21 protein-coding genes are annotated in these 22,235 nt (G+C 61.7%); 14 read left to right on the top strand and 7 right to left on the bottom strand.

Going from position 1 to position 22,235, the window contains the following annotated elements; translation table 11 throughout:
• Positions 1–4: 4 nt before the first annotated feature.
• The 4 genes from ACAX43_RS01905 to ACAX43_RS01890 form a co-directional block, all read right to left on the bottom strand.
• Entirely contained in the window at positions 5–946 is a 942-nt protein-coding gene (locus ACAX43_RS01905) for an ABC transporter substrate-binding protein (protein ID WP_370707078.1), read from the bottom strand.
• An 88-nt stretch (positions 947–1,034) separates the two neighbouring features.
• Positions 1,035–2,060, bottom strand: coding sequence for an ABC transporter permease (locus ACAX43_RS01900; protein WP_370706720.1), 1,026 nt, complete (start codon positions 2,058–2,060; stop codon positions 1,035–1,037).
• A 19-nt stretch (positions 2,061–2,079) separates the two neighbouring features.
• Positions 2,080–3,591, bottom strand: coding sequence for a sugar ABC transporter ATP-binding protein (locus ACAX43_RS01895; protein WP_370706719.1), 1,512 nt, complete (start codon positions 3,589–3,591; stop codon positions 2,080–2,082).
• A 272-nt stretch (positions 3,592–3,863) separates the two neighbouring features.
• Positions 3,864–4,592: a GntR family transcriptional regulator gene (locus tag ACAX43_RS01890; RefSeq protein ID WP_370706718.1), complete on the bottom strand. Its 729-nt coding sequence runs from the start codon at positions 4,590–4,592 to the stop codon at positions 3,864–3,866.
• A gap of 197 nt (positions 4,593–4,789) precedes the next feature.
• On the opposite strand from ACAX43_RS01890, the gene ACAX43_RS01885 reads away from it, so the two are divergent.
• From ACAX43_RS01885 to ACAX43_RS01875, 3 genes are all read left to right on the top strand, one after another.
• Positions 4,790–6,085 carry an L-fuconate dehydratase gene (locus ACAX43_RS01885; protein ID WP_370706717.1) on the top strand — a complete coding sequence of 432 codons (1,296 nt, stop codon included), beginning with the start codon at positions 4,790–4,792 and terminating at the stop codon, positions 6,083–6,085.
• Between the two features lie 310 nt (positions 6,086–6,395).
• On the top strand, positions 6,396–7,853 hold the full coding sequence (locus ACAX43_RS01880; protein ID WP_370706716.1) for an NCS1 family nucleobase:cation symporter-1: 1,458 nt from the start codon (positions 6,396–6,398) through the stop codon (positions 7,851–7,853).
• 120 nt (positions 7,854–7,973) lie between these two features.
• Positions 7,974–8,357: a hypothetical protein gene (locus ACAX43_RS01875; RefSeq protein WP_370706715.1), complete on the top strand. Its 384-nt coding sequence runs from the start codon at positions 7,974–7,976 to the stop codon at positions 8,355–8,357.
• 121 nt (positions 8,358–8,478) lie between these two features.
• On the opposite strand, the gene ACAX43_RS01870 is transcribed toward ACAX43_RS01875, so the two are convergent.
• On the bottom strand, positions 8,479–8,937 hold the full coding sequence (locus tag ACAX43_RS01870; RefSeq protein WP_370706714.1) for a hypothetical protein: 459 nt from the start codon (positions 8,935–8,937) through the stop codon (positions 8,479–8,481).
• Between the two features lie 384 nt (positions 8,938–9,321).
• Between ACAX43_RS01870 and ACAX43_RS01865 the strand changes: the two genes are divergently transcribed.
• From ACAX43_RS01865 to rbsK, 8 genes are all read left to right on the top strand, one after another.
• Positions 9,322–10,062, top strand: coding sequence for a FadR/GntR family transcriptional regulator (locus ACAX43_RS01865; RefSeq protein ID WP_370706713.1), 741 nt, complete (start codon positions 9,322–9,324; stop codon positions 10,060–10,062).
• 34 nt (positions 10,063–10,096) lie between these two features.
• Positions 10,097–10,999 (top strand): NAD(P)-dependent oxidoreductase, encoded by a 903-nt coding sequence (locus tag ACAX43_RS01860; RefSeq protein WP_370706712.1) that lies wholly within the window; start codon positions 10,097–10,099, stop codon positions 10,997–10,999.
• A 37-nt stretch (positions 11,000–11,036) separates the two neighbouring features.
• A complete protein-coding gene (locus tag ACAX43_RS01855; protein ID WP_370706711.1) occupies positions 11,037–11,717 on the top strand; it encodes an amino acid ABC transporter permease in 681 nt (226 codons plus the stop codon).
• Positions 11,718–11,741: 24 nt separating this feature from the next.
• Positions 11,742–12,413 carry an amino acid ABC transporter permease gene (locus ACAX43_RS01850; RefSeq protein ID WP_370706710.1) on the top strand — a complete coding sequence of 224 codons (672 nt, stop codon included), beginning with the start codon at positions 11,742–11,744 and terminating at the stop codon, positions 12,411–12,413.
• Between the two features lies 1 nt (position 12,414).
• Positions 12,415–13,218, top strand: coding sequence for an amino acid ABC transporter ATP-binding protein (locus tag ACAX43_RS01845; protein ID WP_370706709.1), 804 nt, complete (start codon positions 12,415–12,417; stop codon positions 13,216–13,218).
• Positions 13,219–13,319: 101 nt separating this feature from the next.
• Entirely contained in the window at positions 13,320–14,117 is a 798-nt protein-coding gene (locus ACAX43_RS01840; RefSeq protein ID WP_370706708.1) for a transporter substrate-binding domain-containing protein, read from the top strand.
• A 65-nt stretch (positions 14,118–14,182) separates the two neighbouring features.
• Entirely contained in the window at positions 14,183–14,635 is a 453-nt protein-coding gene (rpiB, locus tag ACAX43_RS01835; RefSeq protein WP_370706707.1) for a ribose 5-phosphate isomerase B, read from the top strand.
• Between the two features lie 66 nt (positions 14,636–14,701).
• Positions 14,702–15,610, top strand: coding sequence for a ribokinase (gene rbsK / locus ACAX43_RS01830; protein ID WP_370706706.1), 909 nt, complete (start codon positions 14,702–14,704; stop codon positions 15,608–15,610).
• A gap of 39 nt (positions 15,611–15,649) precedes the next feature.
• Here rbsK and ACAX43_RS01825 read toward each other — a convergent pair whose 3' ends face one another.
• Complete coding sequence (locus ACAX43_RS01825) at positions 15,650–16,468, bottom strand: IclR family transcriptional regulator (protein WP_370706705.1); 819 nt, start codon at positions 16,466–16,468, stop codon at positions 15,650–15,652.
• Positions 16,465–17,322: an IclR family transcriptional regulator gene (locus ACAX43_RS01820; RefSeq protein WP_370706704.1), complete on the bottom strand. Its 858-nt coding sequence runs from the start codon at positions 17,320–17,322 to the stop codon at positions 16,465–16,467. The genes ACAX43_RS01825 and ACAX43_RS01820 overlap by 4 nt, the downstream gene beginning before the upstream one ends.
• Positions 17,323–17,432: 110 nt before the next feature.
• Between ACAX43_RS01820 and ACAX43_RS01815 the strand changes: the two genes are divergently transcribed.
• From ACAX43_RS01815 to ACAX43_RS01805, 3 genes are all read left to right on the top strand, one after another.
• A complete protein-coding gene (locus tag ACAX43_RS01815; RefSeq protein WP_370706703.1) occupies positions 17,433–19,568 on the top strand; it encodes an acetate--CoA ligase family protein in 2,136 nt (711 codons plus the stop codon).
• Positions 19,565–20,764 (top strand): acyl-CoA dehydrogenase family protein, encoded by a 1,200-nt coding sequence (locus ACAX43_RS01810; RefSeq protein ID WP_370706702.1) that lies wholly within the window; start codon positions 19,565–19,567, stop codon positions 20,762–20,764. Before ACAX43_RS01815 ends, ACAX43_RS01810 begins: the two co-directional genes overlap by 4 nt.
• Positions 20,765–20,830: 66 nt before the next feature.
• The gene (locus ACAX43_RS01805; protein WP_370706701.1) at positions 20,831–22,195 is read left to right on the top strand and encodes a DUF1254 domain-containing protein; all 1,365 of its coding nucleotides are present in this window, start codon (positions 20,831–20,833) and stop codon (positions 22,193–22,195) included.
• Positions 22,196–22,235 lie beyond the last annotated feature (40 nt).

Below are 22,235 nucleotides of genomic sequence, written 5' to 3'. Positions count from 1 at the left end.
TCTATCAATCATAGAGAACCGCAGCGATCTTGGGATCGCTCATATTGCCCTTGTCGTACCAGTAGAAGCCTGTGTCGACTTTCTTGGGCAGCTTCTCGCCCTTTAGCGCCTTCACCGCGGAGTCGACGACGCATTTGCCGATGCCGACCGGGTTCTGCGTGATGGCGCCCAACATCAGGCCCGAATTGATGTCCTCCTTTTGCTCCTTGCCGGAGTCGTAGCCAATCAGGACGAGCTTTTTGCCCGATTCCTTGACGCCGATCGCCGCGCCTTCCGCCGAGCCCTCATTAGCGCCGAAAATGCCCTTGAGATTGGGATTGGCCTGGATCATCGTCTTGGCGATTTCCGCCGACTTCAGATGGTCGCCGCCGCCATACTGGACTGAGACGATCTTGATGTTCGGGTGCTTCGTCTTCATCTCATTCAGGAAGCCGTCGCGACGATCGATGCCCGTGCGGCTGGTCTGGTCGTGCACGATCACGCCGACCTCGCCGGAATTGCCGATCGCCTCGGCCATCTTGTCGGCGGCGAGTGCGGCCGCGGCAACGTTGTCCGTTGCACAGGTCGTCAGCGGAATGTCGCTGTCGACGCCGGAGTCGAAGGCGATGACCGGTATTTTGGCGGCCTGGGCCCTCTTCAGCAGCGGAATGGCTGCTTTGCTGTCGAGCGCGGCAATGCCGAGCGCCTGGGGTTTCTTGGCGAGCGCGGCCGAGAGCATGTCGATCTGCTTATCGACCATGGCCTCGGTTTCCGGACCCTCGAACGTGATCCGGACGCTGTGCTCCTTCGCCGACTGTTCCGCGCCAGATTTGACGGCCTGCCAGAACTGGTGCTGGAAGCCCTTCGAAATAAGCGGGATGTAGACTTCGTCCGCGCGCGCAAGAGTCGTGCCGCCAATGAGAGCGCCAACACCGACCACGACGCCGATTAGTCTTCTTTTCAACATGGTGTTTCTCCTCCTAAGGTGGGCCATTAACCTTCAGCCGTTGGGGGAGCCCTTGGCGCTCCCTTTCTTGATCTTGTCCCGCGTAGCCTCAGCGTTTCTTGCGCCGCAAAATATCGGCATAGACCGCGAGAATGATGATGAGGCCCGTCACCACGATCTGCCATTCCTGAGCGACGGACATGATACGCAGGCCGTTGGTCAGCACGCTCATGATGAAAGCGCCGATGATCGTGCCCAGGATCGTGCCCGACCCGCCGCTGAGCGAGGTCCCGCCGATGACCACGGCGGCGATCGCTTCGAGTTCATAGCCTTGGCCTAGCGCCGGCTGGGCCGAATTCAGGCGCGAGGCGATGAGCAGCCCGGCGACGCCGCAAATTGCCCCGGCCAGGCCGTAAATGGCGATCTTCCATCGATCGACATTCACGCCGGAAAGGCGGACGGCTTCTTCGTTGCTGCCGAGCGCAAAGGTGTAACGGCCGAGCGCGGTGCGATTAAGCGTGATCGAACTCACGACCGCAAGGAAAAACAGAATCAGAACCGCGTTCGGAACGGGCAGGCTCGGCAATACGTAGCCGATCAGCGAATCCTGAGAGATCCTGTAGAAGTTTTCGGTGTCGCTGAAATAGATCGGCTTGTCGGCCGAGACGACTAGCGAGAGCCCTTTGAGCAGCAGCATCATGCCTAGGGTGGCGATGAACGGCGGTATTTTCATTTTCGCCGTGAGGGTGCCCGAAATGGTTCCACAGATCGCGCCCGTTCCAATCGCCGCAACCACGCCGGTCCACATCGGCAAATGCCAAAAAGTCAGAAACACGCCGCATATGACTGCCGTGAAGGTCATCAACGTGCCGACGGACAAATCGATGCCGCCGGTGATGATGACGAACGTGCACGCGATCGCCAGAACGCCGTTGACCGCCGTCGCCTGCAGAATCCCGAGCATGTTGTCCATCTGCATGAACGCGGACGAGGCGAAGCTGAAAAAGACCAGCAGCAGGATCAGGCTGCCGAAAGCGAGCAGCTTTTGCATCGCGGTCGGCGAGAAGACGCGGGCTCTCAGGCCGAACGATCGTCCCTGCTTGGCCAGCGCCGAAGTATCCGATGGCAGTGTCATAAAATGGACCTCTCGAGGCTCACGCCGCTTTCAAAGTTTCACGCTGCGTCGCCAGTTGCATGATGCGCTCCTGCGTCGCCTCCATGGCCGACAGTTCGCCGGTAATGCGGCCCTCGCACATCACGACGATGCGGTCGCTCATGCGCAAGATTTCCGGCAGTTCCGACGAGATCATCACGATCGCCTTGCCTTGCCCGGCAAGCGAGCGCAGGAGTTTGTAGATTTCGCTCTTGGCGCCGACGTCGATGCCGCGCGTGGGCTCGTCGAAGAAGAGCACGTCGCAGTCGCGTTCGAGCCATTTCGCGATGACAATTTTCTGCTGATTGCCGCCCGAAAGAAGCCGCACCTCCTGCGCCGCGGAGGGCGTACGAATGGCGAGCAGATTGATGAAATGGGAGGCTGTCCGGCGTATCTGGACGCGGCGCAGGAAAAAGTTGAGCGACAGGAATTTGCGTAAGTTGGACATCACGATGTTCGATTCGACGTCCATTCCGGTCGCGAGGCCGAAGCGCTTGCGATCTTCCGAGAGATAGCCGATACCGCGCGCCACCGCGTCGCTCGGATTCCTGATCGTCGCCTTCACGCCTTTCACGATAATCTCGCCGGATTCGACCGGATCGGCGCCGAACACTGCTCGGGCGACCTCGGTGCGACCGGCGCCCATCAAGCCGGCAAAGCCCAATATCTCGCCTTTGCGCAGCGCGAAGCTCACGTCTCTGACCAGCGGGCCGGCGCTTAGATTTTTTACCTCCAGTGCGACCTCCCCTTTGTCGGTGGCGCTGTGAGAAGGCGCGATGTCGGTCAAAGTTCGCCCGACCATCATGCCGATGATCGCTTCGACGCTGGTGTCCCTGGCGGCGACGGTGGCCACATATTCCCCGTCACGCAGCACAGTGACGCGGTCGGCAATCTGCTTCAGCTCGTCCATCTTGTGTGAGATGTAAATGATTCCCACGCCCCGCCTCTTCAACTCGCGGATGATGCGGAAAAGCTCGGCGATCTCGGCGTCGTTGAGCGCCGAGGTGGGTTCGTCCATGATCAGGACACGCGAATCGAAGGACAAAGCCTTGGCGATCTCAACCATCTGCTGCATCGCGACAGTGAGGGTGCCGACGACGGCGCGCGGGTCGAGAATCACATGCATGCGGGCAAGAATGTCGTGCGCTTGCGCGTTGAGCTTGTCTTCGTCGAGAAACAGGCCGAGGCGTCCGCGCGGCTCGCGGCCAATGAAACAATTCTGCGCAACGGTCAAATGATTCATCAGCTGCAGTTCCTGATGAATGATGCCGACACCCATGGCCTGCGCCTCACGCGGGCTCAGGAACTCAACTGGCCGGCCGTCATAGAGAATTTCGCCCGAATCCCGGGTATATACGCCTGCGAGGATTTTCATCAGCGTCGACTTGCCGGCTCCGTTCTCGCCCATCAGCGCGTGGACTTCACCCGCCATGAGTTCGAACCGGACTTCGTGAAGCGCCCTCACGCCGGGGAAACTCTTGCTGAGCTTATTGACGGAAATGAGCGGCGTCATGGCGCGGATTTGCCAACAGTTGCGCGATGGCCGCCGGGCTCATCGCGAGAAACGGGTCGAAAAAGCGCTGATGAGCGTCGCCGCCTTTCAGGACTGCAAACGCAATGAGAAGCCGGACACATTGCCAGAGCCCCTTTAATCCTGTGCAGCGACGCTACGGCGCTTCACAAAATGGTTCAAGTCAGGCATTCCTCATGGTGTGCGGCGCCTGTCACGCGTCAACGCCACCCACCGCTCACGTATCCGCCACCGATCGCGGCAGGCGGGGTTCGCTATGGCTCGAAAAGATCCGGCCTTTCTTTCGCAGACCGGTGCAACTCGGTGACAACCTGATCGAGATGGTCATGCATCGCTTTTGCAGCTGCGTCGGCGTTGCCGCTGCGAATGGCTTCGAAAATGCATTCGTGCTCCTCGAGCGTGCGCGCAAGCCGCTCAGGACTCGCCAGCAACTGCCTCGCGCGATCCAGCGCATTGCGCGATACCGCAACGATTTCCTTCACTCGCGGCAGGTTGACCGCGTCGAGTAGGATTTCGTGAAAAGCCAGATCGAGTACATGAAATGCATGGCGTTCGCCACTCGTGACCGCTTCGCGCTGCCGGTCGAGATTGCGCGCCAATGCATCGAGCGTCGCCCGATCGCCCAAAAGCGCGACACTGCGCACCGTTTCGACGTCGAGTGCGCTGCGTATGAACAGATGCTGACGGATGTCTTCAAGGGCGATCGGTTTGACGCGCGTGCCGCGCTGCGGCAACACTTCAACGAGGCCCGCGTGCGCAAGCCTCGCCAGCGCGGCGGAAACCGGAAAGCGGGATACGCCCATCCGTTCGCAGACCGCCAGCTTGTCGATCATCATTCCGGGTTCCAACGCCAACGTCACGATTGCTTCTCTCAGCGCCTGTTCAATCGCGTCGGTCAAGGTGCCTCGTTCGCCGCTCTTGATCTTTTGCAATGCGTCATACGGGTTGCCGGCGACACTCGCTACATCGGATGAAGAGCTCATGGCGCGGCGCGCTTGATTTCCAATAGACATGCTAGCATGCTAGGAGGTGGATTCAGCGCTGTCAACGCGTGCAAATGCTTAGCGAAGCTTAACGAACCGCCCATTATCTGAGCGCACGTTGCGATTGCATGCAGTAAGCCGGTCCGTCTTCGTTCGCAGGCGGAAGTCGATAGCCATCGCCCCCGGAGGGTGCTCAGATGACCACGATCACAAGGCTGTCCGTGCGGGACATTCGGTTTCCCACCTCGCGTTCACTCGACGGCTCCGATGCCATGAACGCCGCGCCGGATTACTCCGCCACCTACGTCACGCTCGAAACCGATTCACCGACGCTCACAGGCCACGGCCTCACCTTTACGATCGGGCGTGGCAACGAGATCTGCGTGAGCGCGGTACAGGCGCTCGCTCCATTGGTCGTAGGCAGAACGCTCGAGGATATCGCAGCGAATATGGGCGCGTTCTGGCGCGCGTTGACGTCGGACAGCCAGCTGCGCTGGATCGGCCCGGACAAGGGCGCCATTCATCTCGCGACGGCGGCAGTCGTGAATGCGACCTGGGACCTGTGGGCAAAAGCGGAAGGCAAACCGGTGTGGAAGCTGCTCGTCGACATGAGTCCGGAAGAACTCGTGCGTTGTCTCGACTTCCGCTATGTGACGGATGCGATCACGCCGCATGAAGCAATCGCGATGCTGCACCGCCACGCGAAGACGAGAAGCGAGCGCGAAAAGGAAATGCTCGCGCACGGTTATCCGGCTTATACGACTTCGGCCGGCTGGCTCGGCTACGATGAGGACAAAATCCGCCGCCTCGCGCGTGAAGGCGTCGCGCAGGGCTGGACGCACTTCAAGCAGAAGGTGGGGGGCAATCTCGAAGAAGATGTGCGCCGCGCCCGCATCCTGCGTGAGGAAATCGGCGAAAATCTGAAGCTGATGATGGATGCGAACCAGGTGTGGGATGTCGACGAAGCGATCGCGAACATGCGGCGCCTGGCGGAATTCGATCCATGGTGGATCGAGGAACCCACGAGTCCCGACGACATTCTCGGCCACGCGGCAATCCGGCAGCGGCTTCATCCAATCGGCGTCGCGACGGGCGAGCATTGTCATAACCGCGTGATGTTCAAGCAATTGCTGCAGGCGCACGCAATCGACTTCTGTCAGGTCGACAGCTGCCGCCTGGGCGGTCTGAACGAAGTGATCATCGTCCTGCTGATGGCAGCGAAATGCGGTGTGCCCGTGTGTCCGCACGCGGGCGGCGTCGGCTTGTGCGAGTATGTCCAGCACATTTCGCTTTTCGACTATATCTGCGTGTCGGCTTCGCTAGAAAACCGGGTGCTCGAATATGTGGATCATCTGCATGAGCATTTCGTCGATCCTGTTCTGATCCGCAACGGCCGTTACATGCCGCCGCAACGTCCGGGCTACAGCATCGAAATGCATGCGGCATCGCTCGAGCAGTATCGCTTTCCTGAGGGTCCGGTCTGGCGACGCTAAAAGCATTCATCCCCCAGCCGGCGCGCGGCCGCTCCCGGCTAACGAGGCTGACGCCACAGTCACACCGCCGCAATCCCACCATCTAACCAGCGCAATTCGTTGAGGTCGCGACTTGCGATGGCGCCCATCGCGCGCGGGAATGGCGGTTGACTCACGCTAGCACGCTTCTCGATCAGGGTTAACCCATTCGAAACGATGCGACAAAGCACATACAGTTCTTAGATGCCAGCTGGCTTAAACGCGGGGGCATCTCCACTCAGGAGTGTCCGGCGGTGTTTCCTTAGTTCCATGAGCTCAAAGGAGATGACAGATGGAAATCCACAATCCTTCCCCCGGCCTCTACAACGAAGATCTCGCGCCCGCCAGGCAGCGCAATTGGGGTACCTTCAGCATCTTCAACGTCTGGACCTCGGACGTGCACAGTCTCTGGGGCTACTATCTCGCCGCCAGCCTGTTCCTGCTGTGCGGTAGCTTTATCAACTTCGTGCTGGCGATCGGGCTCGGCTCGCTGGTGATCTTCGCGCTCATGAACCTGATCGGCTTCGCGGGCGAGAAGACCGGGGTGCCTTACCCGGTGTTGGCGCGCGCCTCTTTTGGCGTGTGGGGCGCCAACCTGGCAGCCCTGGTGCGCGCGGTGGTGGCCTGCTTCTGGTATGGCGCGCAGACGGCAGCCGCTTCGGGCGCGATGGTCGCGCTGCTGATCCGCAGCGACAGCCTGATGGCTTTCCACAAGAGCACGCAGTGGCTCGGCCACTCAGGGCTGGAGGTGATCTGCTACGTGATCATCTGGGCGCTGCAGTTGCTCATCATCCAGAAGGGTATGGAGACGGTGCGCAAATTCCAGGACTGGGCCGGTCCGGCGGTATGGGTCGCCATGCTGATCCTGGCGATCGGCCTGTGCGTCAAGGCCGGCGGCTTCTCGTTCACCCATGGCATTCCGATGACCGTGCTGCTCGAGAAGACCAAGGACGCCGGCGTCAGCGGCGAGCCAGGCTCGTTCTGGGCGCTGATGGCGGTGGGCGCGACCTGGATCACCTACTTCGCGGCGCTCTACCTCAACTTTTGCGACTTCTCGCGCTACGCGAAAAACCGCGACGCAGTGAAGAAAGGAAATCTGTGGGGCCTGCCGGTCAACCTGATCGCCTTCTCGCTGGTCGCCGGCGTCACCACCATCGCCGCCTTCAAGGTGTACGGCGAAGTGCTGCTCCACCCCGAACAGATCTCGGCCAAGTTCGACAGCTGGGTACTCGCACTCATCGCGGCGCTGACCTTCGCAGTCGCCACGCTGGGCATTAACGTGGTGGCCAATTTCGTCTCGGCGGCGTTCGACATCTCCAACACGTTCCCCAAGCGGATCAGTTTCAAGAAGGGCGGCTACATCGCCGCGGCCATCGCGCTGGTGCTTTACCCGTTCGCGCCGTGGGAAGGCAACGCCGCGCACTTCGTCAACGCCATCGGCGCCACGATGGGCCCGCTGCTGGGGATCATTCTGGTGGACTACTACCTGGTGGCCAAGGGCAACATCAACGTCGCGGCGCTCTACCAGGAGCACGGTGAGTACCGCTACGAAGGCGGCTGGAACGTCAACGCGCTGGTCTCCGCGGCGGTGGGCAGCGTGTTTTCGACCTTCCTGCCTAACTTCACCAACCTGCTGCCGGTCTGGTGGAATACCTATGGGTGGTTCTTCGGCGTGGTGATCAGCGGCGGCATGTACCTGATCATGGCGACGCTGCGGCCGCGTACCGCAATCGCGCCGACCCGCGCCTGAGAATTTCCTGGGGAGTGGATAGACATGCCAAAGACGCGCCGAACAGGCACGGCAACAATGCCGATGGATGGCCGTCGGTGGTCATGCTAGGATTTCTCGCAAACAACTCCGGAGACTGCTATGCCGTTCATCTGCGAAAACGTTGAATGTCGTGCCGTGCTGGCCCGTGGGCAGGTCAGATCCATTCGCGAGAACGAGGGGTGGTGCTTCTACTGCCCGGACTGCAACGCGAGGAACGCGTTGAACGATATCGGCGTGCCGGGCGGTCCTGTTGAGTTGATCCAGCCGGAACGATCTGATCTCCCGCACAAAGTGATTGCCACTGCTCGGCCATTGGAGGACGGCAGGTACGCGGCGCAATTGCGCGTACAAAGAGCACTCGGTATGAAGGGTACTTACGCGGTCGAAGAAAATTGGGAACAGCTCGGTGTATTCCTTGATGCGCACGAGGCCGTTGCGCATGCGAAGTCCATCGCGGCAGACTGGCTGGAGCGGAAGGCATAGTCCCGGGCGAAACGCTGGATTCAGCCGTGCGCACCGTGCGCGGATCTTTACGGCCAGCCCGCGGCCGTGGATCCGCAGCACAATCTCGTGCTGCACAGTGCCGGTGCCGTGAAGGTAAAGATTACGAAGCTTCGACGGGAGCGAGCTTGGCAAATATTCTGGCTGCTTCGTTGCCATGAGACAAAGCGCGCTGTGCAAGGGCGAGCGCTAGCTGCGCGTCGTGGGCGGCAGCGCTTCGGTCCTGATCGAACAGCTTGACGGCGTGGCGCATATGCACCGCCGCCTGTTCGTGAAGCTCCGCTGCTGTTGCGTGCTGTTTTGCCGCGTTTGCGCTGTTTGCACCCGAGCCGGTCGATGCAGGCGTAATCGGCGGCGTACTGGCGCTGTGTGCGCCAGCGTCGTGTGCCTGATCGATCGCGTGCAACGTGTGGCCGTGGGCCATCATCGCCTGGTGTGCGGCGTGGGCATAGTCTTTACCCGCCTCGAAATGCCGCGATGCCCCGTGGTGATATCGCGCGGCCTGCTCGTGATGTGACGCCGCCGCTTCAAGATGTTCTTTTTTGCTGTGCTTCGTGTTCATACCGGCTCCTGTACGACTGACTCCGATGACGACCGATTCGAAGACGCGGTGGCGGGTCGTAAGCCACTCAATCCGAATTTACACGCACTTGCGCTCTCGATGACGCTTTCGTCGCGCGTAAAGTCAGCAGCGAGTTCGGGCGGTTCTTCGACTGGCGGCGCCGTCGTTGCCGTTCTCATCATCGCTAACGCGACCCGCTAGCCCAAGGCCGCGAGCGACGCCGATCCGCAGCCGGCGGTATCCCGATGAAAAGTGCGGACACTGCACGCTGATCTGATTCCCTCGACGCCCTCCCTCGCAATGCCCCGGGTAACTCCTCATATGGCGTCGTCGAGCTTTGGCCTAATCTCTGGTCTGACCACGGTATAACCTATATTCGAAACCATGCAGATAACGCGTCCAGATGAAGACAACAGCAAAGGCTTTTCGAAAGTCTTTTCGTTTCTTCGTGAGCATCTCCTTGAAGGCGCGATCCAGCCCGGCGACAAGCTGATTCCTGAGCGCGATCTGGCGTTGCAGCTCGGTGTCAGCCGGCCGGTCGTGCGCGAAGCACTCAGGGCGCTCTCCATGATGGGCGTCGTCGAGATCCGCGAACGTGTGGGCACCATCGTGCGTCGTCCCGATGTGTCGGTGCTCGGCGATTTCCTCGCCTTCGCGCTCGCTCAGGAAAAAGGCGTGGTGGACGATGTGATGGAGGCGCGCATTGCTATCGAGTGCCAGTCCATTCGTCTCGCGTGCCGACGCGCCACGCTCGCCGATTTCGAGAGACTGCGCGCGGCGCTCGATCAAATCGAGGCAACGGTCGACCAGCTCGAGGGCGGCAGTCGTGCGGACTTCGAGTTTCACGCTGCACTGGTCAATGCGGGCGGCTCCAAGACGCTGATCAACCTGCACGCAACCATCTCCACCCTGCTGATGCGCTCACACCGTGATCGACGGGAGATCGTCCGCCGTCATCCAAAGATCAAGTCACACCTCGTCGCCGACCATCGTCATATTTTCGAGGCTCTGGTGAGCCGCGACGAACAGGAAGCCGATCGCCTGTTGCGAGAACATTTCCGGATTGGTGACGAGTATCGGCACAAGGCTGCCACGGAATGGCCGGCTTCAGGCACGAGTGCATGAACTGAATGCATCCCCAAACTGCGAGAGAGATCACATGACACAGAATGGCGCGGTACGTACAGCAGGTTTCATCGGTCTGGGAACCATGGGCCGTGAAATGGCCCTCAATCTGATTAAAGCGGGCATCACCGTACGCGCATACGACGTGCGCCGCGCCGCGGTCGATGAGTTGGCAGGCTCGGGCGCCTATGGCGCCGGCAGTGTCGCCGATGCGGCGCTCGGTGCCGATGTCGTCATTACCATGCTACCCAACACGCCGGACGTCGAGGCAGTGATGCTTGGCGAGCAAGGCCTGCTGGCGAATCCGCCGGCCGGCCGTCTGCTGATCGACATGAGCACGATCGCCCCGGCCGCCGTGCGCCGTATGCATGCGCAGGGCGAAGCAGCCGGGATCGCGTTTCTCGATGCGCCGGTATCGGGTGGCCCGATCGGCGCGAAAAATGCCGCGCTGTCGATCATGGTCGGCGGCGACGCGCATGCCTTCGAAGCGGCATTGCCGTTCTTCAACGCGATGGGCACCACGATTACGCACGTGGGTACAAGCGGTGCCGGACAAACCGTCAAGCTGTGCAATCAACTGATTTGCGGAATCAACATTCAGGCGATCTGCGAAGCCCTCGCGCTCGGCCGCGCCTCCGGGGTCGATCTTCACCAGTTGCGTGAGGTCCTGATGGGTGGCTCCGCCGCGTCATGGATGCTGGACAAACTGGGGACGTCGATGATCGACGGCGACGTGCGAGCCGGGTTTCGCATTGATCTGATGCTCAAGGATCTGCGGCTGGTTCAGGACCAGGCGCATGTGCTCGACGTGCCGTTGCCCGCCTCCGCGCTGGTGACGAGCCAGTATGTGGACGCGCGCGCCCATGGCGAAGGCGGCAACGGCAATCATGCGCTGTTTCGCGTCTACGACCGCATGACCAGCCAGCTGCACGGCTGAACGGCTGCCCCTTGCAACGCTTCGCCGACACCCCACGATGACGACTCTGGATTTTTCCACCGTACTCACGCACTGGCCCGACTTCCTGAGCGGAGCGCTGCTAACACTGCGCCTCGCAGTCGCGGCGACCCTCTCGGGCTTTGTCATTGGCACACTATGCGCGATCGGGCGTCGCAGCGAATACGAGTGGCTCTCGCGAGCGTGCGGTGCCTACGTCGAACTGATCCGCAACACCCCTTTGCTGGTGCAGATATTCCTGGTTTATTTCGGGTTGTCGAGCATCGGTCTGCGGCTTTCCGCGGTCAACGTGGCCATCCTCGCCCTCGTCATCAATGTGGGCGCCTACGCCACTGAGATCATGCGCGCAGGTTTCGATTCGATTCAGCGCGGGCAGATCGAGGCAGCCGAATGTCTCGGACTCTCGCGGCTGCAAGTCTACTGGCATGTCATTTTGCTGCCGGGAATGGAGCGCGTTTATCCGGCACTGACGAGCCAGTTCGTGCTGCTGATGCTGGCCTCCTCAGTGTGCTCCCAGATATCGACGGAGGAGCTGACTGCGGTGGCGAACTATGTCCAGTCGGACACCTATCGTCCGCTCGAAACGTACCTCGTCATCGCGGTGGGTTATGTGCTCCTGTCCCTGCTCATGCGAATCGCCTTCTGGGGACTCGGCGCCTGGTTGTTTCCGCGTCGCCGCAAGCTTGGCACGCCGCTTTAACCGACGCCACCACTGGACCACACCATGCTCGGCCATCTGAACGGTAACCACCTGGAATTTCTGTTGCACGGCGCGCTTTGGACAATTGCCTTGTCGCTGTTGGCGTTGTTCGGCGGCGGCCTGCTCGGGTTTCTTGTTGCACTGTGCCGGGTGTCGCCTAGCCGCACTGTGCGGCTTGCGACGAAAGCCTATGTGCAGCTGATTCAGGGCACGCCACTGCTGGTGATCATGTTCGTCACTTATTTCGGTTTGCCGACGATCGGCATCACCATCTCGCCACTGACCGCCGCTGCCGCCTCGTTGACGCTCAACGTCAGCGCCTATCTGGGAGAAATCTGGTGCGGCGCAATCGAGTCGGTGCCGAAGCCGCAATGGGAAGCCGCCGAGTGTCTCGCCTTGACCCGCACGCAGCGCATGTTCAAGGTGATCCTGCCGCAAGCGCTTCGCATCGCCACCCCGCCGACCGTCGGTTTCACGGTTCAGATCATCAAGAATACTTCGCTCGCCTCGGTGGTCGGTTTCGTCGAACTCGCGCGGTCCGGGCAAATCATCAATAACTCGATATTCCAGCCATTCCTCGTCTATCTGATCATCGCAGTCATTTATTTCGCGCTGTGTTATCCCATCTCGCGGCTGAGCCGGTTGCTTGAGCGGCGTACCGGGTTCGCGCGAACCATCAAGCTGGAGGCAAACTAGCATGACCGATCTGTCCGGCCCGACCGTTCGCCTGGAACTCGCAGATACCGGCAGTTCCGCATCCCTCGCTGATTCCGCAAGCCCGATCGTCACCCTGGAAGACGTGCATAAGAGTTTCGCCGCGGTGAAAGTCCTCAACGGTGTGAGCTTCAACGTCATGCGCGGCACGGTGACAGTCATCATCGGACGCAGCGGATCAGGCAAGAGTACCGCCCTGCGATGCATCAACCGGTTGGAACGCATCGATCGCGGCACGATCACGGTGTGCGGTCATCGTGTGGACGATCCATCCATACGGCTGAAGGCGCTGCGACTCGACGTCGGCATTGTGTTCCAGCACTACAACCTCTTTCCGCATCTGACGATCGAGGAAAACATCATGCTTGCGCCACGCTCGGTGAAATCGGTCGCCAAGGAACGTGCTCGCGCGCTCGCCCAGCAGGCGCTGGCGCGCGTTGGACTCACCGACAAAGCCAGCCACTATCCCGAGCAACTATCGGGCGGCCAGCAGCAGCGTGCGGCGATCGCCCGCTCACTTGCCATGGAACCGAAGGTCATGTTGTTCGACGAAGTCACCTCGGCGCTGGACCCTGAATTAACCGGTGAGGTACTGCGCGTAATCGAAGACCTCGCGGCCGGCGGAATGACGATGATCATGGTCACGCACGAAATGGGGTTCGCGCGAAATGTTGCCGACGACGTGCTGTTCATGCACCAGGGCCGGGTCTGGGAACGCGGCGCGCCGGCGATGCTGCGCGCGCCCGCGACAGTCGAGCTTCAGCAATTCCTGAAATCCGATTTATAGCCTTTAAAGCATGCCTGTATTCCCACACATTAGGTGCGGCCTGCAAGGCCACCCAGCCTGATGCAACGCGCTTTAAACATCCAATAGGAGACAACCTCGCAATGAAAAAAATAAAACTACTAGGTATTGCCGCTGCAGCGATTTGCGTAGCGGGATTGAGCACGGGCGCGGCACGCGCCGATGTGCTCGATGACATGATGAAAGCAAAGACGATCCGGATCGCCACCGACCTCGCCATTCCGCCCTCGGGCATGATGGACGCGAATCTCAAGCCCATTGGCTCCGACGTCGAAACCGCGCAGTTGCTCGCCAAAGACTGGGGCTTGAAACTCGAATTCGTGCAGACCACGGGAGCAACCCGTATCCCCAATCTGCAGACCGGTAAGGCCGATATCGCCATCTCCACGCTCTCGGTGACGCCTGAGCGCGCCAAAGTGGTGGACTTTTCGAAGCCCTATGCCGTGCTGCAGTCGGTCATCGCGGCACGCAAGGACATGCCGATTCGTAACCTCGACGATCTGAAAGGCAAAACCGTGAGCGTTACGCGTGGCACCACGCAGGACGTCGAGCTGACGGCCATCGCGAAAGACAAAGGATTTCAGTTGGCGCGCTACGACGACGATGCCACCGACGTGACCGCAGCGGTGAGCGGCCAGTCCGATATCGTTGCCACATCGCTCACGATCGTCAAGCAGATCACCAAGCAAAACCCGGCACGCCCGTTTGAGTCGAAGATCGTATTGCATGTGTTCGATCTTGCGGTCGGCGTAAAAAAGGGCGAGCCGCGCCTGCTTGCCAAGCTCAATGACTGGATCAGCGTCAATCTCAAGAACGGCAAGCTCAACGCCATATACAAGAAGTATCACGGCGTCGATCTGCCGGCACACATGCTTCAGTAACGCGCGGCTGCCGGCGGGCGGGTAGCCGCGCCGGCTCAATCATTTTCATCAGAAAGGAGCTTTACATGCGTCTTGTCATCGGATCGGACCACGCGGGCTGGTCACTGAAAGCCACCGTGGTCGAGCACCTCACGGCGCTTGGGCACGACGTGAGCGACGTCGGATGCTTCGACCACACGCCAGTCGATTTTCCCGATATCGCGCAGCTCGTGGCCAGCGAGATCGTGGCGGGCCGAGTTGAACGCGGCATTCTCGTTTGCGGCACGGGCGTGGGCGCATCCATCGCGTCCAACAAGATCAAGGGCATTCGCGCCGCCGTTTGTCACGACGTGCACTCGGCCCATCAGTCGGTCGAACACGATGACGTGAATGTCATGTGTCTCGGCGCGCAGATCGTCGGCGCGTGGCTGGCGAAAGACCTGATCGATGCGTTCCTCGGCGCGCAATTCGCAACGGACGAGGACTTCCGGCGTCGCGTGGCCAAACTTCATGCGCTCGAAGACAGCGCGAATGCCTGACATCGCTGCCGGCAATCGTGTGACCTGCGGCGCTTATAATTGACGACGTCTATCGGGAGAGCGAAGTTGGAAAGGAAGCATATTGTGGTGCTCGGTAGCGTCAACACGGATCTGGTGTTGCGCTGTGCCGCGCTGCCGGCCGCGGGGCAGACCGTGCACGGCAGCGACTTCCGCTGCATGCCGGGCGGCAAGGGCGCCAATCAGGCCGTGGCGGCTGCGCGCCTTGGTGCATCGGTGCGCTTCATCGGCAGCATCGGAGCCGACGAATTCGGCCGCGCGGCGCGGGACAATCTGGACGCGGAAGGCATCGACACGCGTCATCTGCGCGAGGCTCGGGACGTGGCGACGGGTACCGCCATGATCCTCGTCGACGCATCGAGCGGGCAAAACTGCATCGCTTTGTCCGAAGGTGCAAACGCGCTTGTCGATGCTGACCTTGTCGACGCAGCCGCGGCCGATATCTGCTCAGCTGCGTTGCTTGTCTGCCAGCTAGAGACACCGACTGCCGCCACGCTCTACGCTGCGCAACTGGCTCATGGCGCGGGGGTGCCGGTCTTGCTGAATCCCGCGCCGGCTGCGCCGCTTGATGCGGCGCTGCTTGGGCTCGTCGATTTACTGGTGCCGAACGAGAGCGAGGCCATGGTGCTCGCAGGCCTGCCGACGCACGGTCCGTTCGATGCGGCGCGAGTGCTCGACGCGTTGCACGGAATGGGCGCGCGGTCGGTGCTGGTGACATTGGGTGCACAGGGCGTGCTGCACAGCGATAGCCGGGCCCAGACCCACCACCCTGCTCAGATCGCGCATGCCGTCGACACCTCTGGTGCCGGCGATGCGTTCATCGGCGCGCTTTCCGCAGCGTTGGTCGCAGGCATGCCCCTGGTGGCGGCAATCGAATTTGCACAACGCGCGGCCTCGCTCAGCGTGACCCGGCACGGCGCGATGGCGGCGATGCCATACCTGCGCGAACTAACGTGAATCGCAGCGGGACGTTGTACGGCCAAGGCGTGACATGCCTTACTTCAAGCCCGCCGCAATCTCGACGTTCGAGACCATCGCCACGAGTCGAGGCGCGATATCGTCGATCAACCGGCGGCCCTGCGCCGACTGTGCCGCCACCGCGCAATTGAAAACCAGCATCTCGGCGTCGACCTGCGTACACAACGGCGTGGCGACCGCATAACCGTTTTTATGCAGATCGCCATATGAGAAGCACACGCCCCCTTGATGGTAGTCGTGAAGCGCCTGCCCCACCTGCGCCTCATAACGTTGCCACTGGTCCGGCACGGCGATTCGTATCCGGTTCAACGCCACCTCACGTTCCTGCGGTGTCACAGCCGCGAGCCACGCGCGCCCCATCGCCGTGCGCAGAATCGGACGCACCGCACCGACATCGGGCAGCGCATGAATGCGCTGATCTCGCGGACAGCTTTCGATGTAAACCATATTCGACTGATCCCGCATGCCAAGCGATACCGACCCGCGCACCTGGCGCGCGAGCTCGCGCATGAACGGTCGCGCGATCTGGCGAATGCGCATGCTGGCGAGCAGCGGATAGCCCATCGACAGCACGCCTCCGCCGAGCCGATAGTTGCGTGCCGCTTCGTCATGGCGCAGATAGCCGAGTTCGCTCAGCGTGTAGGCAAGCCGGGACACGGTAGCCTTGGACAAACCGGTACGCTCCACGAAATCCTTGTTGCCGAGCGCAACTTCGCCAGGAAGAAAACAGCGCAGGATTTCCAGCCCGCGCGCCAGCGTGAAGGCGAATTGGCGATCATCGTCGTCGGGAAATGCGTACATGGATATCTGTTCTGGAGCGGGATGCGTGGCGCTCATGCTTTGCTGGCGGCCGCTTTCTCGCGCTGCGCCGACAACTGTCGCGCGAGCGTATCCACCATGGCCACAAGACGCGGAGCAATGTCGTCGACGAGTGTCCTGTCGTTCAGTTGCAACCGCGGCACGCCGCAATTGAAAACGAAAATTTCAGAATTGATCGGCTCACGGATCGGTACGGCGACCGCATGGATGTCGCGCTCCATATCGCCCTCGCTCAGCGCAAAGCCCCGCTCAGCGAACGTGCGCAGGGCCGCCTCCACACCCGCGTGATACGCGTCCCATTGGGCGGGATCGCGGACGCGAACCTGTTCGAGCACCGCATTGCGTTGCGCAGGCTCAGCACGGCCTAACCAGGCCCGGCCCATCGCGGAAGCGAGGATGGGCAGCGAAGCACCCGTATCCGGACGAAACGCCAACGATTCATACCCTCCCGAAGTCGCGACGTACACCATGTGCGAACGGTCACGAATGCCCAGCGACACCGCGCCGCGAGCCACGTCGGCAAGCTTCTTCATGAGCGGCCACGCCAGTTCCCGGATCTGCAAACCCTGCAGAAACGGATAACCGACCGATATGACCGCCGAGCCCAGGCGATATTGACGCACGGTGTTGTCGTAGCGCAGAAAGCCGAGCATGGCGAGCGTATACGTCAGCCGCGACACGGTCGCTTTCGACAGACCCGTGCGATCGGCGAAGTCTTTGTTGCTGAGAATCGCCTCGCCGACGTTGAAGCAGTTCAACAACTCAAGGCCATGAGCCAGGGTCGTGGCGAATTGGGGATTACGGGCTGGATTCGGAACCATCGTTTCGTACAGGAAAAAGTGCACGAAGCACGCTGATGGCAATTGGAGCACAAACGCTCTCCCGCTTCCATGCGTGTTTAACATAGCGAAACCCTGGTATCGGCCTCCTGGCAGATTGTTAGGCTTGCGCCACCCGTACTGTTCAACCCGGAGTGGTATTAATGTCTTTGTCATCTTGCGAGCACGCAGCGCTTGGCTCGCTCTTCAATCCCAAATCGATCGCCGTTGTCGGCGCCTCGTCGAATCCGGCCAAGATAGGCGGCCTGCCGGTCGAATACCTGCTGAACCGGCAGTACCCCGGCGCGATTTATCCGGTCAACCCGAACCAGGAACGCATCCAGGGCCTGCAGGCTTATCCGACCCTGCGCGACATCGGTGCGCCGATCGACATGGCCATCTGCGCGGTGCCTGCCTCGGGCGTCATGTCCACTGTAGAGGATGCGGCGGCGGCCGGTGTCGGTTCGATTGTGATGTTTTCCTCCGGCTTCGCGGAGACCGGCGCAGACGGTGTGCGTGCGCAGAACAATCTGCGCGCGCTCGTCAAGGACAGCGCGATTCGGCTACTCGGACCGAACTGCCTCGGCTTCGTCAACAATCATCAAAACGTATACGCGACGTTCAGCCCTGCTCTGAAAATCGCCGCGCCGCTGCGCGGCAACATCGGGCTGATCAGTCAGAGCGGCGCGTTCGGGATCTTCGCTTTGATGCTTGCGCAGCGTCGCGGCCTCGGCATCAGCCATTTCGTATCGACCGGCAATGAAGCGGACATCGAACTCGCCGACGCGCTCGCGTGGCAGGCGCTCGACCCCGCGACGTCCGTGATCCTGTGCTACCTCGAAGGCGCGCGCGACGGCCAGAAACTGTGCGCCGCACTCGAACTGGCGCGCGCCCAGCGCAAACCCGTCGTGATGTGCAAGGTCGGCCGCACCACGCAGGGCGCCGCCGCCGCGGCATCGCACACCGCGTCGCTGGCCGGCCGCGACGAAATCTACGACGCCGTGCTGCGTCAATACGGCGTCTATCGCGCGCAAGACGTTCACGAGTTATTCGACATCGGCTATGCGTGTTCGGTCGCGCCGTTACCCGAGTCCGACGCGCTCGGCATCGTGTCGATTTCCGGAGGCGCCGGGGTATTGATGGTCGATGAAGCCGATCGGCTTGGACTCTCCGTTCCCCCTCTGGCGGAAGCAGGACGCCAGGCTATTCTCAAGCGCGTGCCGTTCGCGTCCGCCGTCAATCCGGTCGATATCACCGGCCAGGTGCTCAACGAGCCGGCGCTGCTAGGCGACGCCGTCGACACGATGCTGGAGCACGGCCATTACGGCGCGATGGTGTCGTTCCAGGCCGTCACCGGCATTTCACCGCAACACAGACCGCTCGTCACCGAGTTGTGGGCCCGCGTGCGCGCCGCTCATCCGGCACTGACCGTGGCGGTCGTCTCCCTCTTCGACGAGCAGAATCGCGATTTTCTCGAGTCGCACCGCTGTCTGACGTTCGAGGAACCCGCTGCCGCCGTGCGGGCGATCGCCGCGCTGCACGCGTTTCGCCGGCACTTCGAGCGGCAGGCGGCGCCGATCGCGCTACCTGACCCTGTCGCCATCGACCGCCGGCGTTTCGACGAAGCCGACGCCCTCCGCCTGCTGGCCGACGCCGGCATCCCGGTCGTATCGAGCCGGGTAGCGAGAACCGCTGACGAAGCGGCAAGCGAGGCCGCAGCGCTCGGATTTCCGGTGGTGCTGAAGGTGCTGTCCGCCGACATCGCGCACAAATCGGATGTGGGCGGGGTCGCGCTGCGGCTTGCCGATTCTCAGGCGGTCCGGGTCGCCTTCGCACGCATCACGGAGAGCGCCTCGCGCGCCGTGCCGCACGCGCATATCGAAGGCGTGCTCGTCGCGCCGATGATCCAGGACGGCGTCGAATGCATTCTCGGCGTCACCCGCGATCCCGTGTTCGGCCCGGTCGTCATGTTCGGACTGGGTGGCATTCTCGTCGAAGTACTCAAGGACGTGACGTTCAGACAGGCCCCCTTCGATGTCGCGGAAGCACATCGAATGATTCGCGAGATTCGCGCGTGGCCGGTGCTGGGCGGCGTACGAGGCCAACCCGCAGTCGATGTCGACGCACTCGCCGAAACGCTCGCCACGCTGTCCCGCTTTGCCGCCGCCAATGCCGGCAGCATCGAGTCGATCGATATCAATCCGTTCATCGCGCGGCCCAAAGGCCAGTTTTCGTGCGCCGTCGATGCACTCGTGGTCAGTCAGGTGTCTACCGCACTCGATCTGGAGGCGCACGCATGAACCCGACTTCTGTCACTCTCGAAACCCTCCGTCAGCGCACTCGCGCGTTCATCAACGACGAGGTGATTCCGCGCGAAGACGCATCGCTCGCGCACGACTTCGTAGCGCAAAACCGGGTCATCCACGCGTTACGTCAGCAGGCCCGCGAGGCGGGGGTAATCGGACCGGGGATCCCACGCGAGCTCGGTGGACTCGGACTGTCATTCCGCGATCGCGCAGTCATCCTTGAGGAATCAGGACGCAGCGTGCTCGGTCCGCATGCCTTGCAGGCCGGCCCACCGGATGAAACCAATATCCTCATGCTCGACCGCCTTTGCACCGGCACTCAACGGACGCGTTATCTGGAGCCGTTGGCAGCAGGGTCGGCGACGTCATGTTTCGCGATGACCGAGCCACCGCCGGGCGCGGGATCAGACCCTGCGATGCTGCAAACCCGGGCAGTCCGGCGCAATGGCAAATGGGTCATCGACGGCCGCAAATGGTTCATCAGCGGGGCGCTCGGCGCAGACTTCGCCATTGTGATGGCGCAGACCGAGTCGGGTCCCACGATGTTTATCGTCGATACCGACACGCCTGGGTACCGGACGGTCCGCGTCATCGATGCGCTCGACGGCTTCATCAGCTCGCATTGCGAATTGAGTTTCGAATCCTGCACGGTGGGTGACGACGCCGTGCTTGGCCAAGTCGGCGACGGCTTCGCGCACGCTCAATTACGGCTCGAACCCGCGCGCCTGACGCATTGCATGCGGTTTATCGGCGCGGCTCGACGGGCGCTCGAAATCGCCGAGCGCTACGTGAGCGGGCGCGAATCGTTCGGCAAGCCGCTTGGCCAGCATCAGAATGTGCAGACGCTAATCGCCGACTCGCACATCGATCTGTACGCCTCCCGTACGATGACCTTCGACGTGGCGACCCGCATGGATGCCGGCGTCTCCGTCAAACACGAGTCGTCGATGGCGAAGGTCTTCGTGTCCGAAGCCGTTGGCCGGGTGGTCGACCGCGCGGTGCAGATGACCGGCGCATTCGGCATTTCCGGCGACAGCATGCTCTCCGTGCTGTATCGCGAGGTGCGCCCGTTCCGCATCTTTGACGGCGCATCCGAAGTTCATCGTTCCGCGATTGCGCAACGCGTGCTCAAGCAATACGCGCAATCACCGGCGAGTTCATCCGGAGTGTTTAACATAGCGAAACCCTAATTCCGTTATTTGGCTGTCCCGGTAGGCTTGATCACACTTCCTCCCGACATCTCCGGAGCGGCATGCATGTCCTCTTCTTCCTCAGGTAAAAACCTCACCGCGCTCGCCCGCGATGCGGTGCTCTACACCCTGCCGCTATTCGAAATGGCGCGGATGCGTGCTGCGATGTGCCCGCGCCGCGACGATGCCGGCCAGTTTGCCGGCGACAGTCCGTATTCGACGCATGGCTGGGTCAATCAGCTGGTGCGCGGACGCCAGTTGCTCGGCCCGCGGAATCGTGAAGTCGTGACGCCGAACAACGACACGCTATACATCAGCACATGGCTGGATGTGGGAGACGAGCCGCTCGTGCTGGAGGTCCCCGAGACAGCGGGCCGCTACTACGTACTCGGCCTGCTGGACTTCTACACCAACCCATTCGAGTCCATCGGCACGCGCACAAAGGGCAGCGGCGCGCGGCGCTTTCTTCTGCATCACGGCGATGTGGCGCCGCCTGCCAGTGGCGATCTCACGCCTATCGCCTGCCCCACGCGCGACATCTGGCTGATCGGTCGCGTGCTGGTCGACGGACCGGACGATCTCCCTGCCGTCCATGACTTGCAGGATCGCTTCGTTTTGAAGACGCTCGGCGGTCAACCCGCGCAGCGTCGATTCGACGTCGGCATGGCACGGCGTGCAGCGATCGGCGATCCGCGCCGTTATGCCGCCGTGGTCAACACGGCGCTCGCGCGCAACCCGCCGCCTGCCTCGGAATCGGCGCTCGTCGCGCAATACGGCGCCGTCGGCATTGGCGCAGACATCGACGCGTCCGCGCTTGCGGCATCGACACTCGCCGCGCTCGCCACCGCGCTCGATCAGGTGATCGACGAACTCGGGGTGCCCCAACCGTCGGCGCTCGGCGGCGGATGGTTCCTGCCGGTGGAAGTCCGCGCCTCGTTCGGCGACGATTACTTGACGCGCGCGCACGTTAGCCGGAACTACATCGGCGCGCTCGGCATGGAGGAAGCCATGTACGTCAGCGCCGACTGCGACAGCGAAGGACGTCCGCTCGACGGACGTTATACGTACGAGCTGTCGTTTCCGTCCGACGGTCTGCCGCAGGCGCAGGCATTCTGGTCGATCACGATGTACGACAAAACGACGTGCATGCTGGTGGATAACGCGATCGACCGGTATTCGATCGGCGATCGCTCGCCACACCTTCGCTACGACGAGCAGGGCTTGTCATTGCATTTATCGGCCGTGCCACCGGTTGACGCCTCGACGCGATCCAACTGGCTACCCGCGCCGAATGGACTCTTTTACATCATGCTGCGCATCTATATACCGGGCGCGGCCCATCTCGAGCAACGTTTTCGTTATCCGCCGGTACGCCGCGTGGAATGCCAGGACGAGAGCGTACACACTGCCCGGAACGCACTGGCGAGTTGAGACCAGACCGGCCGTCAGAAATTATTAGAAAGGAGGAGAC

Source organism: Paraburkholderia sp. IW21 (assembly GCF_041321145.1).
Taxonomy (GTDB): Bacteria; Pseudomonadota; Gammaproteobacteria; order Burkholderiales; family Burkholderiaceae; genus Paraburkholderia.
The sequence above is the reverse complement of the archived record's forward strand: the minus strand, read 5'-3'. Positions and strand labels throughout refer to the sequence as shown.

What these genes read in the sequence shown, in the direction of transcription:
- ACAX43_RS01905 (WP_370707078.1), bottom strand. Translation starts at nt 946, where the DNA reads ATGTTGAAAAGAAGACTAATCGGCGTCGTGGTCGGTGTTGGCGCTCTC.
- ACAX43_RS01900 (WP_370706720.1), bottom strand. Translation starts at nt 2,060, where the DNA reads ATGACACTGCCATCGGATACTTCGGCGCTGGCCAAGCAGGGACGATCG.
- ACAX43_RS01895 (WP_370706719.1), bottom strand. Translation starts at nt 3,591, where the DNA reads ATGACGCCGCTCATTTCCGTCAATAAGCTCAGCAAGAGTTTCCCCGGC.
- ACAX43_RS01890 (WP_370706718.1), bottom strand. Translation starts at nt 4,592, where the DNA reads ATGAGCTCTTCATCCGATGTAGCGAGTGTCGCCGGCAACCCGTATGAC.
- ACAX43_RS01885 (WP_370706717.1), top strand. Translation starts at nt 4,790, where the DNA reads ATGACCACGATCACAAGGCTGTCCGTGCGGGACATTCGGTTTCCCACC.
- ACAX43_RS01880 (WP_370706716.1), top strand. Translation starts at nt 6,396, where the DNA reads ATGGAAATCCACAATCCTTCCCCCGGCCTCTACAACGAAGATCTCGCG.
- ACAX43_RS01875 (WP_370706715.1), top strand. Translation starts at nt 7,974, where the DNA reads ATGCCGTTCATCTGCGAAAACGTTGAATGTCGTGCCGTGCTGGCCCGT.
- ACAX43_RS01870 (WP_370706714.1), bottom strand. Translation starts at nt 8,937, where the DNA reads ATGAACACGAAGCACAGCAAAAAAGAACATCTTGAAGCGGCGGCGTCA.
- ACAX43_RS01865 (WP_370706713.1), top strand. Translation starts at nt 9,322, where the DNA reads ATGCAGATAACGCGTCCAGATGAAGACAACAGCAAAGGCTTTTCGAAA.
- ACAX43_RS01860 (WP_370706712.1), top strand. Translation starts at nt 10,097, where the DNA reads ATGACACAGAATGGCGCGGTACGTACAGCAGGTTTCATCGGTCTGGGA.
- ACAX43_RS01855 (WP_370706711.1), top strand. Translation starts at nt 11,037, where the DNA reads ATGACGACTCTGGATTTTTCCACCGTACTCACGCACTGGCCCGACTTC.
- ACAX43_RS01850 (WP_370706710.1), top strand. Translation starts at nt 11,742, where the DNA reads ATGCTCGGCCATCTGAACGGTAACCACCTGGAATTTCTGTTGCACGGC.
- ACAX43_RS01845 (WP_370706709.1), top strand. Translation starts at nt 12,415, where the DNA reads ATGACCGATCTGTCCGGCCCGACCGTTCGCCTGGAACTCGCAGATACC.
- ACAX43_RS01840 (WP_370706708.1), top strand. Translation starts at nt 13,320, where the DNA reads ATGAAAAAAATAAAACTACTAGGTATTGCCGCTGCAGCGATTTGCGTA.
- rpiB (WP_370706707.1), top strand. Translation starts at nt 14,183, where the DNA reads ATGCGTCTTGTCATCGGATCGGACCACGCGGGCTGGTCACTGAAAGCC.
- ACAX43_RS01825 (WP_370706705.1), bottom strand. Translation starts at nt 16,468, where the DNA reads ATGAGCGCCACGCATCCCGCTCCAGAACAGATATCCATGTACGCATTT.
- ACAX43_RS01815 (WP_370706703.1), top strand. Translation starts at nt 17,433, where the DNA reads ATGTCTTTGTCATCTTGCGAGCACGCAGCGCTTGGCTCGCTCTTCAAT.
- ACAX43_RS01810 (WP_370706702.1), top strand. Translation starts at nt 19,565, where the DNA reads ATGAACCCGACTTCTGTCACTCTCGAAACCCTCCGTCAGCGCACTCGC.
- ACAX43_RS01805 (WP_370706701.1), top strand. Translation starts at nt 20,831, where the DNA reads ATGTCCTCTTCTTCCTCAGGTAAAAACCTCACCGCGCTCGCCCGCGAT.